Source organism: Pseudokineococcus sp. 5B2Z-1 (assembly GCF_037482305.1).
Lineage (GTDB): Bacteria > Actinomycetota > Actinomycetes > Actinomycetales > Quadrisphaeraceae > Pseudokineococcus.
On the sequence record NZ_JBBHZG010000004.1, the window covers coordinates 58,078 to 70,547 of the forward strand.

Annotated in this window: 8 protein-coding genes and 1 pseudogene; 6 read left to right on the forward strand and 3 right to left on the reverse strand. The window is 78.0% G+C overall.

Annotated elements, in window-relative coordinates; translation table 11 throughout:
- Nucleotides 1-161 precede the first annotated feature (161 nt).
- Both WDV85_RS17150 and WDV85_RS11110 read left to right on the forward strand, forming a co-directional pair.
- Nucleotides 162-647 (forward strand): annotated as a pseudogene (locus WDV85_RS17150) (MFS transporter); the annotation flags it as partial.
- 25 nt (nt 648-672) lie between these two features.
- Complete coding sequence (locus WDV85_RS11110) at nt 673-1,350, forward strand: hypothetical protein (protein WP_339570672.1); 678 nt, start codon at nt 673-675, stop codon at nt 1,348-1,350.
- 40 nt (nt 1,351-1,390) lie between these two features.
- On the opposite strand, the gene WDV85_RS11115 is transcribed toward WDV85_RS11110, so the two are convergent.
- The gene (locus WDV85_RS11115) at nt 1,391-1,780 is read right to left on the reverse strand and encodes a universal stress protein (protein ID WP_339570673.1); all 390 of its coding nucleotides are present in this window, start codon (nt 1,778-1,780) and stop codon (nt 1,391-1,393) included.
- Nucleotides 1,781-2,039: 259 nt separating this feature from the next.
- On the opposite strand from WDV85_RS11115, the gene WDV85_RS11120 reads away from it, so the two are divergent.
- The 3 genes from WDV85_RS11120 to WDV85_RS11130 all read left to right on the forward strand — a co-directional run bounded on the left by WDV85_RS11120 (nt 2,040) and on the right by WDV85_RS11130 (nt 5,315).
- A complete protein-coding gene (locus tag WDV85_RS11120; RefSeq protein WP_339570674.1) occupies nt 2,040-3,020 on the forward strand; it encodes a Bug family tripartite tricarboxylate transporter substrate binding protein in 981 nt (326 codons plus the stop codon).
- Complete coding sequence (locus tag WDV85_RS11125; protein WP_339570675.1) at nt 3,017-3,715, forward strand: tripartite tricarboxylate transporter TctB family protein; 699 nt, start codon at nt 3,017-3,019, stop codon at nt 3,713-3,715. Before WDV85_RS11120 ends, WDV85_RS11125 begins: the two co-directional genes overlap by 4 nt.
- A 94-nt stretch (nt 3,716-3,809) precedes the next feature.
- On the forward strand, nt 3,810-5,315 hold the full coding sequence (locus tag WDV85_RS11130) for a tripartite tricarboxylate transporter permease (RefSeq protein WP_339570676.1): 1,506 nt from the start codon (nt 3,810-3,812) through the stop codon (nt 5,313-5,315).
- A 109-nt stretch (nt 5,316-5,424) separates the two neighbouring features.
- Here the strand turns inward: WDV85_RS11130 and WDV85_RS11135 are convergent, their stop codons facing one another.
- Both WDV85_RS11135 and WDV85_RS11140 read right to left on the reverse strand, forming a co-directional pair.
- Nucleotides 5,425-6,390 (reverse strand): aldo/keto reductase, encoded by a 966-nt coding sequence (locus tag WDV85_RS11135; protein ID WP_339570677.1) that lies wholly within the window; start codon nt 6,388-6,390, stop codon nt 5,425-5,427.
- A 77-nt stretch (nt 6,391-6,467) separates the two neighbouring features.
- The gene (locus tag WDV85_RS11140) at nt 6,468-9,593 is read right to left on the reverse strand and encodes an alpha-mannosidase (protein WP_339570678.1); all 3,126 of its coding nucleotides are present in this window, start codon (nt 9,591-9,593) and stop codon (nt 6,468-6,470) included.
- A 515-nt stretch (nt 9,594-10,108) separates the two neighbouring features.
- On the opposite strand from WDV85_RS11140, the gene WDV85_RS11145 reads away from it, so the two are divergent.
- Nucleotides 10,109-12,322, forward strand: coding sequence for an HNH endonuclease signature motif containing protein (locus tag WDV85_RS11145; protein WP_339570679.1), 2,214 nt, complete (start codon nt 10,109-10,111; stop codon nt 12,320-12,322).
- Nucleotides 12,323-12,470 lie beyond the last annotated feature (148 nt).

Consider the following 12,470-nt stretch of genomic DNA (forward strand, 5'->3'; position numbering starts at 1 on the left):
GCGCCGGAGGGGCGGGTGTGGCGCCCCGCGGTCGCCCGGGAGAGGGTGCCGTCGTGCGACGGACCGGGACGAGGCGGGCGCGCCCCGTCCCCGTCGCCACGGGGGCCGGGGTGCTGGTCCTCTACGGGCCCCTCAGCGGGCTCTCCTACATCCCGGTCTCGGTGGGCCTCGGGGAGCAGGTCGGGCTCACCGGCTCGCAGGTCGGCCTCACCGTCGGGGCGCACGCCCTCGCCGCGGCGGTGGGCACCCTGCTCCTCGGCCCGCTGCTCGACGTCGTCCCCGTCCGCCGGGTCCTGCCCGCGGCGGTCGTCGTCAACGGCCTGGCCTCGCTGGCCCTGTGCCTGGCCCCCGCCCACGGCCTGCTCCTCGCCGGGCGGCTCGTCACGGGGGCCGCGAGCGCCGCCGTGACCCTGTGCGCCTACGTCGTCGTCAGCGACGCCGCCCGCGACGACGACGTGCGCCGCGACCGGACGCTCTCGCTCCTGCAGGGCTTCATGAGCGTCGGGGCGGCGAGCGCCCTCGCGCTCGGGGCGGCGGCCGCCGCGGCCGGCCGGCCGCGGTGGGTCTTCGTCGTGCTGGCCGCCTACAGCCTGGGGATGCTCGTCGTGGCGCTGAGGCCGACGCGGGGCCGCCCGACGGCGGTGGGCCCGGCGCGCGGCCCCTCCCGCCGCGGTGCCGGCCGTCGACCCGGTGGCGGCGCCGGTGCCGGCCGTCGCCGCCCTGCGGACGGGCCTCGCCCGGACGGCGCGCGAGGTCGGCGGGCTCATGCGCCAGCGGCGCGTGCTCGCGCTCATGGCCGGCTCCCTCGTGCTGGGGCTCGTCATCTCCGGCTCGCACTTCGGCGTGAGCCTGCTGCTCGAGGGCCGCCCGGGAGGGGTGCCGGCGCTCGAGCGCGTCGTCCTGTCCGTCCTCATCCCCGTCGGCGTCTTCACCGGTGCGGCGGTCAACCGGCAGCTGCTGCGCCGGCGCACGCGCGAGGCCCTCTACCGGGGGCTGTACCTCGTGCTGCCGCTGCCCGTGCTCGCGTACGCGGCGGCCACGGCGTACGCGGGGAGCCTCGCGCAGGCGGCCTGCCTGGTCCTCGTGGGCGTGCTGCTCGGCGCGATGATGCCGCTGTCCACCGCCCTGGGCATCGGCTGGTTCCCCGACCTGCGCGGCAGCGCCACCGCCGCCGAGGGGACGGCCCGGGGCGCCGGCGCGACGCTCGGCCCCGTCGCCGTCGGGGCCGCGGCGGTGGCGTGGTCGGACCCGGGCGCGGCGCTCGTCGTCGCGGGGGTCGCCGTCGTCGGCCTGGTCGCCTCGCGCGGCGTGCGCAGCCGCGGGGCGGCGCCCGCGCCCGCCCGGGCCTGAGCCGACGGCCCTCCTACGGCGAGGACCTCAGGCGCGGACCTCAGGCCTCGCCGCCCTCCCGGCCGGCCTTGACGACGAGCACGGGCGCGTCGGCGCCGAGGATGACGCGCTGCGCCGTGCTGCCGAGGAGGAACTTGCCCACGGGCGAGCGCCGCCGCGTGCCGACGACGACGAGCTCGGCGCCCTCGGCGACGACGGCGTCGAGGAGCGCGTCGACCGGCTCCTGGTGCTCCGGGCGCGGCAGCACCCGCACCGCCGCCGGCGCCGGCTGCAGGCCGGCGACCGCGCGCCGGGCCGCCTCGCCGTGGTCGTCGCGCGCGCCCAGGTCGAGGACCGCGAGCGGCAGGTCGCGCAGCTGCGCCTCGACCGCGCCGCGCTCGAGCGCCGCGGCCCCCTCCGCCGTGCCCGACCAGCCCACGAGGACCACCACGCCGACCACCTCCGCACCGGCCCGGCGGCTCGTCCGCCCGGCCCCGCACTTGCTACCACGCGCCGCCGACGGCGCAGGCGCCCGCGCCGTGTCGCGCACGTCACGCGTCCGCTCCCCGGCCGGGCCGCCTCCGGGCGCCCTCCGTGCGGGTAGCGTCCCCGCCGACGAGGAGCGGCGTCGTGGCCGGGGCCGGTGGTGGACCGGTCGGGGCGGCGGCCGACGAGAGCGGCCTGCGGGGCCCCGGACGAGGAGTGGCATCGTGCGACGACGCGCGCGTGCGGTCATCGGGGTGGCGCTGCTCGTGCCCCTCGTCGGGGCGGCGGCCTGGGACGCCCGCAGCGCGGGCACCCTCTCGGGGGCCCGCACCGGCCTGACGATCATCGCCCCGGCGTCGCCCGGCGGCGGCTGGGACACCCTCGCCCGCCGGCTGCAGGGGACGATGCGGGAGACCGGCGTCGTGACGAACCCGCAGGTCGTCAACATCACCGGGGCCGCGGGCACCATCGGGCTGGCCCAGCTGCAGCAGATGGAGGGCCGGGGCGACGTCCTCATGGTCACCGGGACCGTCATGGTCGGCGGCGTCGAGATCAACGACAGCCCGGTGGGCTTCGACGACGTCACGCCCATCGCGCGGACGACCGACGACTACGAGGTCATGGTGGTGCCGGCGGACTCGCCGCTGGAGTCGGTCGACGACCTCGTCGCGGCCTGGCAGGAGGACCCGGGCGCCGTCGCCGTGGGCGGCGGCTCGCTCGGCGGCACCGACCAGCTCCTCGCGGCGCAGCTCGCCCTCGAGGTGGGCGTGCCGGCGACGGAGGTCAACTACATCGCCTACTCCGGCGGCGGCGAGGCCATCCAGGCGCTCCTGTCCGGCGCCAGCGACGTCGGCATCAGCGGCTACAACGAGTTCGCCGACCAGATCGAGGCCGGGACGCTCCGGGCCCTCGCCATGTCGGCGCCCGAGCCGCAGCCCGAGGTCGGCATCCCGACGCTCTACGAGCTCGGCTACGACGTCCACCAGGGCAACTGGCGCGGCGTCCTCGCGCCGCCGGGGCTCACGGACGAGCAGCGGCAGGAGCTCACCGACATCGTCACCGAGACGCTCGCCACCCCGGAGTGGCAGCAGGTCCTCGAGACGAACGCGTGGGTGGACGCCGAGCTCACCGGGGACGACTTCACCACCTTCATCGACGAGGAGGTCGCCCGCATCCAGGCGATCCTCGAGGAGGCGGGCCTGTGAGCACCCCCGCGGGCACCGACCGCCCGGGCCGCCCCGTGGGCGACGAGGCCGACGACGCCGCCGGCGGCACGGACGAGCGCGCGCCCCTCGCGGCCCCGGAGCCGTCGCGGGGGTCGCCGGCGATGGCGCTCGTCGTCACGGCCTTCGCCCTGTACCTCACGTACGGCCTCGTCGTCATGGACGCCAACACGAGCAGCGAGGGCGGCCCGGGGCCGCGCTTCTTCCCCGTGCTGGTCCTCGTCCTCGCGTGGGCGGTGACGGTCGGCCTCTGGGTCGACGTCGTCCGCCAGCGCCGGGCGGCCCGGCGGGAGCGCGACACCGGCTCCGTCGGCGGCGCCCCCGAGCCGGCGCCCGCGCGCTCGGCCACCGACGACGCGGGGGCGGGCACCGCGGGCCTCGCGCCCGAGGGCGCCGGCACCGTCCCCGAGGGGGCCGGCGACGACCGGCCCACCGCCCCGACCGACTGGCGCTCCGTCGCGCTCGTCGCCGCGACCTTCGCCGTCTTCATCGCGGTGCTCGTGCCGCTCGGCTGGCTCCTGGCGGGCACGTGGCTCTTCTGGGGCACGGCGCAGGCGCTCGGCAGCCGGCGCCGCCTCTTCGACCTCGGCGTGGCCCTCGCCGTGGCGTCCGTCGTGCAGCTGGCGTTCCGGGCGGGCCTCGGCCTCAACCTGCCCGCCGGGGTGGTCGGGCTGTGAGGCGACCCGTGCGCCGACCGCCGACCCGGACCGACCTCCCGCCCGTGACCGCCCCCGCGACCCCGCCCGTGACCCCGCCCGTGACGGAGGACTGATGGACGCCCTCGCGAACCTCGCGGACGGCTTCGGGACCGCGCTCTCGCCGATCAACATCCTGTGGGTCTTCGTCGGGGCGGTGCTCGGCACGGCCGTCGGCGTCCTGCCGGGGCTCGGCTCGTCGATGGCGGTGGCGCTGCTGCTGCCCGTCACCCTCGTCCTCGATCCGACCGGCGCGCTCATCATGCTCGCGGGCGTCTACTACGGCGGTCTCTTCGGCGACTCGATCACCGGCATCCTGCTCAACACGCCGGGCAACTCCTCGGCCATCGCGGCGACGTTCGAGGGCCACCGCATGGCCCTCGACGGGCGCGCCGCGCAGGCGCTCGCGACGTCGGCCATCGGCGCCTTCACCGGCGGCCTCATCGCGACGACGGTCGTCGCCTTCGGGGCGCCGGCCTTCGCGGACCTGGCCTCGGCGTTCGGGCCGGAGGAGTTCTTCGCCCTCACCGTCTTCGCCTTCGTCGCCACGGCCTTCGTCGTCGCGGACTCGGCGCTCAAGGGGCTGGCGGCGCTCGTCATCGGCTTCACGGTCGGCGTCATGGGCATCGACACCCTGACGGGGACGGTGCGCTACACGCTCGGGGTGCCGCAGCTCCTCGACGGCATCGGCATCGTCGTCATCACCGTCGGCCTGCTGGCGCTCGGCGAGGTGCTCCACGTCGCGTCCCGCTCGCGCTGGCAGAGCGGCGACCGGCTCGTGACGGTGAAGGGGCGGCCTTTCCTCTCGCGGGCGGAGTTCCGGGAGGCGCTGCCGGCGTGGCTGCGCGGCACGGCCTTCGGCGTCCCCTTCGGCGTCATCCCCGTCGGCGGGTCCGAGGTGCCGACCTTCCTCGCCTACGGCACCGAGCGGCGGCTCGACGCCCGGCGCCGGCGCCCGATGTTCGGCCGCGGCGCCATCCGCGGCGTCGCCGGCCCGGAGGCCGCCGGCAACGCCACCGCCGGCACGGCCATGGGCGCGCTGCTGGCGCTCGGCCTGCCGACGTCGGCCACGGCCGCCGTGCTCCTCGGCGCCTTCCAGCAGTTCGGCTTCCAGACCGGGCCGCTGCTCTTCGCCCGCTCGGGCGACCTCGTCTGGGCGCTCGTCGCGAGCCTCTTCATCGGCCTCGTCGTGCTGCTCGTGCTCAACCTGCCCTTCGCCCCGGTGTGGGCGCAGCTCCTGCGCATCCCCCGGCAGTACCTCTACGCCGGCATCGCCGTCTTCGCCGGGCTGGGCATCTACGCCTCGGCGGGCTCCGTCGTGGACCTCGTGCTGCTGCTCCTGCTGGGGCTGCTCGGCTTCGTCATGCGCCGCCACGACGTCCCGCTCGCCCCGGTGCTCATCGCCGTCATCCTCGGCCCGCTCGCGGAGGAGAACCTCCGCCGGAGCCTGACGATCAGCCAGGGCGACCCGGCGGTGCTCGTCTCCACGCCCATCACCGTCGGCATCTACGCGCTCCTCGTCGTCGCCGTCGTGATCGCGCTCGTCGCGCAGGTGCGGCGCCGCCGCAGCGCCGACGTCTGAGGGTCTCGCACCACGTCTCGACCGGTCTCTGCCGCCGTCTAGGGCTCGTCCCAGACGGCGGCAGAGACGGTGATCGACCGGTCGACGCGGCCGGCCCGACCGCCCCGGCTCAGAGCCCGACGCCGGCGCGTCCCGGCGCGGCGAGCTCCTGCAGGCGCGCCCACGTCGCGTCGTCGATCGCGTGGCGCGCCAGCTCGAGCGTGCGCGCCACGCGACCGGGTGCGGACATCCCGACGACGGTGGCCGCGACGCGCTCGTCGCGCAGGGAGGACTGGAGGGCGGCGGCCGCGAGGGGCACGCCGGCCTCCTCGCAGACCCGCTGCATCTCCCGCACCCGGGCGAGGACGTCCTCGCCTGCGGGCCGGTAGCAGTAGGTGGGCACCTCGTCGGGGCCCCGGACGAGCATCCCGCCGCCGTACGGCGCCGCGTTGACGACGGCGACGCCCGCGGCCGCGGCGTCCTCGACGAGCGGCTCCGCGGAGGAGTCGACGAGCGTGAGCCGGTTGTGGGTGAGGACGACCTCGAAGACCCCCGTCGCGACGTAGCGGCGCAGCAGGTCCACGGGTCCGCCGGCGACGCCGAGGTGGCCGACGAGCCCCTCCTCGCGCAGCGCGACGAGCGCCTCGACCGGGCCGCCGGGGGCCGTGGCGTCCTCGAAGGAGATCCGCTCGGGGTCGTGGAGGTGCACGAGGTCGAAGCGCTCCTGGCCGAGGCGCTCGAGGCTCTCCTGCACCGAGCGGCGCACCCGGGCGCCGGAGAAGTCGTCGGCGCCGGGCAGCGGGTCCACCTTCGTCGCGAGCAGGACGCCGTCGGGCAGGCCGCCCGCGCGCCGCAGCCCGAGGCCGAGGCGCCGCTCGCTCTCGCCGTCGCCGTACTGGTTCGAGGTGTCGAGGTGGGTGATGCCGCGGCGGAGCACCTCCTCGACCGTCGCGAGCGCCTCCTCCTCCGGGACGTCGTGCGCGGGCGGGATCGTCGTCCCGCCGAGCGAGCTCGTCCCGAGGGCCAGGGCGGTGGTGGACAGGCCCGTGCGTCCCAGCGGGCGGGTCGCGAGGGGGTCGGGGGTCGTCGTCGGCACAGGGGCTCCGCATCCGTCGGGTCGGTCGGTCGGGTGGTCGGGCTGGGTCGGTCGGGCTGGGTGGGTCGTGCGGCGGGTCAGGTCGTGCGGCGGGCCAGGCGCAGGGTCACCACCTGGAAGGGCCGCAGCCGCAGCGCCGCGCCGCCGCCCTCGTCGAGGTCTCCGCTCGCCAGCGCGCCGCGGACGTCGTCGGGCGCGGGGCGCTCGAGCAGGTCGACCTCGTCGACGCCCGCGACGGGGAAGGACGGGAGGAGGCGGGCGCGGGCGCGGCCGCCGAGCGCCTCGTAGAGCCGGACGACGACGTCACCGGACCGGTCGTCGGCGACCTTGACCGCCTCGACGACGACGGCGCCCGGGGCGCTCTCGTCCTCCAGGCGGACGACCGGTGCGACGGCGCGGCCCCCGGTGGCGCGCCGCTCCGGCAGGTTGAGGGCGTAGCCCTCCCGGACGGCGTCGGCCGTCCCGGCGCCGACGACGAGGGACGCGCGCAGCACGTGGGTCCCCTGGTCGGTGTCCGGGTCCGGGAAGCGCGGCGCGCGCAGGAGCGACAGGCGGACGGTCGACGTCGTGCCGCCGCCCTCGCGGGGGTGCCGGGTGACGTCGTGCCCGTAGGTGGCGTCGTTGACGACGGCGACGCCGTAGCCCGGCTCGCCGACGTGGACGAACCGGTGGGCGCAGACCTCGAAGCGGGCGGCGTCCCACGTCGTGTTGACGTGGGTGGCGCGCCGCAGGTGGCCGAACTGCGTCTCGAAGGCGGCCGAGTCCGTGTGGACGTCGAGGGGGAAGGCGAGCTTGAGGACCTTCTCGCGCTCGGCCCAGTCGATCTCGCAGCGGACGTCCACGCGGGCCGCACCGGGGACGAGCACGAGGTCCTGCACCGCGGTCGAGGCGCCGAAGGAGCGGCGCACCCGCACGCCGGCGGCGCCGTCGCCCGCGTCCGGGAGCAGCTCGACGGCGTCGGCGCCGACGAGGTCGCTCACGCGGTGGCGGTAGGAGGCGTCGAGGTCCCAGGAGTCCCAGGCGTTCGGGGCGTCGGGGTGCAGCTGGAGCAGCGCGCCCGCGCCCCCCGGGGCGAGGACCTCGCGGTCGGCGGCGAGGTCGCGCACGGAGGTGAGCAGCCCGCGGGCGTCCACGACGGCGCGGACCACGCCGTTGTCGAGCACCCACCCGTCGCCGTCGCGCTCGGCCCGCGCGGGCGGCGCGCCGTCGTCGGGGACGCCGGCGCCCAGCGCGGGGACGCCGCGGCGGGCGTGCGGGGCGGCGTTGAGGACGACGTCGCCGTCGCTCCCGTCACCCGGGAGCGCGTCCAGGGCGGACGCGACGAGGCCCTCGAGCTCCTCGGTGACGCGGGCGTAGGTCGCGCGCGCCTCGCGGTGGACCCACGCGATGGAGGAGCCGGGGAGGATGTCGTGGAACTGGTGCAGGAGCACCGTCCTCCACAGCCGGTCGAGCGCGTCGTGGGGGTAGGCGAAGGCGTCGTCGGCGAGCGCGGCCGCCGTCGACCACAGCTCGGCCTCCCGCAGGAGGTGCTCGCTGCGGCGGTTGCCCCGCTTGGTGGCCGCCTGCGAGGTGTAGGTGCCCCGGTGCATCTCGAGGTACAGCTCGCCCACCCACACGGGGCCGTCGCCGTGCTCGTCCTCGACCGCCGTGAAGAAGGCCGACGGCGCCTCGACGGCGACGCGGGGCGAGCCCTCGAGGTCGGCGGTGCGCCGCGCCCGCTGGAGCATCTCGCGGGTGGGGCCGCCGCCGCCGTCGCCGTACCCGAACGGCACGAGGGACCGGTTCGACCAGGCCGTGTCGCGGTGGTTGCGCTGGGCGTGGGCGAGCTCCGCGCCCGTCAGCTCGGCGTTGTACGTGTCCACGGGCGGGAAGTGGGTGAGCACGCGGGTGCCGTCGAGCCCCTCCCACCAGAAGGTGTGGTGCGGGAAGACGTTCGTCGTGTTCCAGCTGATCTTCTGCGTGAGGAACCACCGGGAGCCCGACAGGCGCACGAGCTGGGGCAGGGCCGCCGAGTACCCGAAGGAGTCCGGCAGCCAGACCTCCTGCGTGTCGACGCCGAAGCGCTCGAGGAAGTACCGCTTGCCGTGGACGAGCTGGCGCGCCATGGCCTCCGAGCCCGGCATGTTCGTGTCGGACTCGACCCACATGCCGCCCACGGGGACGAAGCGCCCGTCGCGCACCTTCTCCGCCACACGGGCGAAGACCTCGGGGCGGTGCTCCTCGAGCCACGCGTACTGCTGGGCGGAGCTCATGGCGTGGACGAGGTCGCGCCCCTCGGGCGCGTCCATGAGGTCGACGACGTTCGACGCCGTCCGCGCGACCTTGCGCACGGTCTCCCGCAGCGGCCAGAGCCACGCCGAGTCGATGTGCGCGTGCCCGACGGCGGTGACGCGGTGCGCGCTGGCCGTCGCGGGCGCCGCGAGGACCTGCGTGAGCTCCGCGCGGGCCGCGGCGGCCGAGCCGGCGACGTCCTGCAGGTCGAGGGCGTCGAGGGCGCGCTCCAGCGCGCGCGCCACCTGCCAGCCGCGCGGGTCGCCGTCGGCCAGCTCGGCGAGGAGGCCGCCGAGGACCTCGAGGTCGGCGACGAGCTCGTGCACGTCGCGCTCGAGGACGGCGACGTCGGCGCGGTCGAGCCGGTAGAGCGGCTCGGGGGGCGCGGTCGTCCGGTCGCCCAGCACGGTCGGGCCGAAGCGGTCGCCCTCGTCGGCGAGCACGAGGGGGTTGGCCGCGGCCTCGACGAAGAGGTCGACGCGCTCGCCGCCCGCGGCGGGGTCGGCGACGGGCACCCAGCCGTTGCGGGGGTTGAGGCCCTTCACCGGCGTCCCGTCGGGCCGGTGGACGAGGCCCTCGGCCTGGAAGCCCGGCGTCGCCCCCCGCCAGCCGAGGTCGACGACGAGCTCCACCCGGTGACCGGCCGCCTCGGCCGGCACCTCGCCGGTGAGGTGCAGCCACGTCGTCCCCCACGCCGGGCCCCACGGGTCGCCCACGGCCATCGGCTCGTAGCGGGCGTCGGCGGCGCGCGCCGGGCCGGGCAGCGCGGCGGCGGGGGCCACGGGCTCCCCGCGGCCCCGGCGCCCCTCCTCGTCGGCCACGTGCCAGGCCTCGACGCGCAGGGGCGCCACCGTGCGGTGCACGGCGGGACGCAGACGGTGCTCGAGCGTGCGCACCAGGCGGGCGCGCAGGAGGTCGCGGTCGTCGTGCATGGGTGGGGCTCCCCTCGGGGCGGGCCGGTCGGCGGAGGCGGCGGTCGGTGGGGGCCGCGGTCGGTGGGGGCCGCGGTCGGCGGAGGCGGTGGTCGGCGGAGGCGGTGGTCGGCGGAGGCGGTGGTCGGCGGAGGGGCGGCGGTGAGGTCCTCGGGGTCTCGGGGCCCGGTCGGGGTGAGTGCCGGTTCCTCGGCGGGTCCGGTCGTCGGCGGGTCCGGTCGTCGGCGGGTCCGGTCGTCGGCGGAAGCGGCACGGGCAGTAAGGCACACGCGGCCGCCGTGTGGTGGCGAGCGCACCGGCGGGCCGCCGACCACCGCGGCGGTGAGGGCGGTCCGGACGTCGATCGAGGTCTCTCGTGCCGTCTAGCGCCGCGTCGAGACGGTCGCAGACGACGGCATCGGACACCGCCGACCGGTCGTCCACAGGCAGCCGCCGCCGACGGGCCGCTGTCGGTGGGGGGCGCTACCGTCGTGCTTGTTCGAACAGGCGTTCGACTGTCGGTGAGGGGAGGTGCCGTGGACACCACGGACGGCGAGCGCGCCCCCTCGGACGACGGGCCGCCGGGCGGCACCGCCTCGGTGCGTGACCGGGCCCGCGCCCTCGTCGACGACATGGTCGTCGGGCAGGCGGAGCGAGCGCGGTCCTGGGCCGGGACGCTGCGGGCGGTCGCGGACCTCGTCGACGCCCTCTCCGCCCCCGACGCGCTCGCCGGGCCGCTCAGCGGCGGACCCGACGGCTCGTCGGCGCCCACGGCCACCGGAGGCGCGCGCGCCGGGTCGCCCGCCGCCGCCCGAGCCCGCCACCGGGCTCGTCAGCGGGCCCGGGCGAGGGCCGTGCGCGCGCACGCCACGGGCGACCCCGTCGAGGCCGCCGTCGCCGAGGTGGCCCTGGCGATGCACCTGACGACCGCGGCCGCCGCCCACCTCGTCGACCAGGCGCTGGCGCTCACCACCGACCTCACGGCCACCTACGCCGCGCTGGCGGCCGGCACCACGGACGAGGCCCGCGCGAAGGTGGTCGTCGACGGGACGGCGCACCTGCCCGCCGCGTCGGCGCGGCGGGTCGACGCGCTGCTGCAGCCGGCCGAGCTCGCCGGGCTGACGACGGCCGAGCTGCGCGCGCGGGTCCGCCACCTCGCCGCCGTGGCCGAGCCCGCCGAGGAGGCCGCCCGGAGCCGGGAGGGCGTCTGCGCCCGCGGCGTCCGCCTCCTCCCCCTGGGCGACGGGCTGGCCGAGCTGCGCGCCACCGGCCCCGCCCTCGACCTCGCGTCCGCCTTCGACGCCCTCACCGGCGCCGCCCGCGCCCGCTCCGGCCCGCACGGGCGCACCGACCCGCACGCCGCCCTGGCCGCCGGGGTCGATCCGCTCGTCGTCGACCCGGCGTCGCTGCCCGACCGCCGAGGTGTGGACGCACGGCGCTTCGACGCGCTCGTCGACGTCCTCGTGCGGCCGACGGCGGGGGCCGCGGAGCCCGCTGCCACCGCCGGGCGCGCGACCGACGAGGACGCCGACGCGGCAGGAGACCGCCCGGCCGCTGATGACGACGCCGACGACCACACCGCCGAGCGCGCCGGCGCGCACGGCGGTCGCTGCCACGGGCCGCAGGTGGTCGTCGCGATGACGAGCCTGCTCGGCCCCGACGACGAGCCCGCGCAGCTGGCGGGCGTCGGGCCCGTCCCCGCCGCCCACCTCGTCCAGCACCTGCGCGACCACCCCTTCCGCCGGGCCTTCACCGACCCCGCCACCGGGCGGCTGGTCGCCCTGGACGGGCACCTCCTGCGCGTCGCCGGCGGGGCGGGCTCCCGGAGCACCGCGACGGTGCCGCTGCCGGGGCTGCAGCGGCTCCTCGCGGAGGGCTCGCCCGCGGACGCCGGCGCGGCCAGCGGCGGACCTGCGTCGAGCACGTCACCGTCGACCCATGCACGTGAAAGGGAGCCGCGAGGCGACGACCAGCCCACCGACGGGGCGGCGGACCGCGGGCCGGCCGGGAGCGGTCCCCCGCCCGGTGCCTCACCACCGGGGGCCCCGGAGCCGTCGACCTCCCCGGCCACCACCTCTCCTCCCGGGCGCCGCCGCGGCGCACCGGCACGTCCTCGCCTGGCGTGCCCCGTCGCCGCCGCCGGAGGCGGCCCGTACACGCCGAGCGCAGCCACGCAGCGGCACCTGCGCGCCGCGCGGACCCGGTGCGCCTTCCCGGGCTGCCGCGTGCCGGCCGAGCGCTGCGACCTCGACCACGTCGAGCCGTACGCGACCGGCGGACCCACCTGCCCGTGCAACCTCCACCCGCTGTGCCGGCGCCACCACCTGGCCAAGCACCGCTTCGGCTGGCGGGTGCAGCACCCCGCCGGTGGCGGCGGCCCGACCCGCTGGACGAGCCCGCTGGGCCAGGTCGCCACCACGCGCGCCGAGCCGCTGCTGCCGCCCGCCACCCCCGCCGCCTCCGGTGCGTCTGGTGCCACTGGGCCTCCGGGGAGCGGGACAGACCGTCCGCTCGAGCCGACCTACCCGGCGTGCGACGCGGGCGCCGACGACGCGCGGTGGACCCGCAGCTGCGTCGCCCGCGACCGAGAGGAGCTCGGGGACGGTGAGCGCCAGCAGGAGGAGCGGCGGCACGGTGAGCGCCAGCAGGAGGGCGGCGGCGACCCCCGCCCCGACGACCACCGCGCCGACGACCGCCGCGCCGACCCGGCGCCACCGGACTCCTGGGGCGGCGGGGACCCGCCCTTCTGAGGAGGCCGAGGCGCTCGAGCCACCCGTCGGACACCGCCGGGACGCCCGGGGTCACCGCGCGGGAGCGAGATCACCCGGCCGGACGGAGGTCACCGGCCGGACGAAGGCCACCGGGCCGGACGGAGGTCGGCGGCGCGGGGGGGGGACG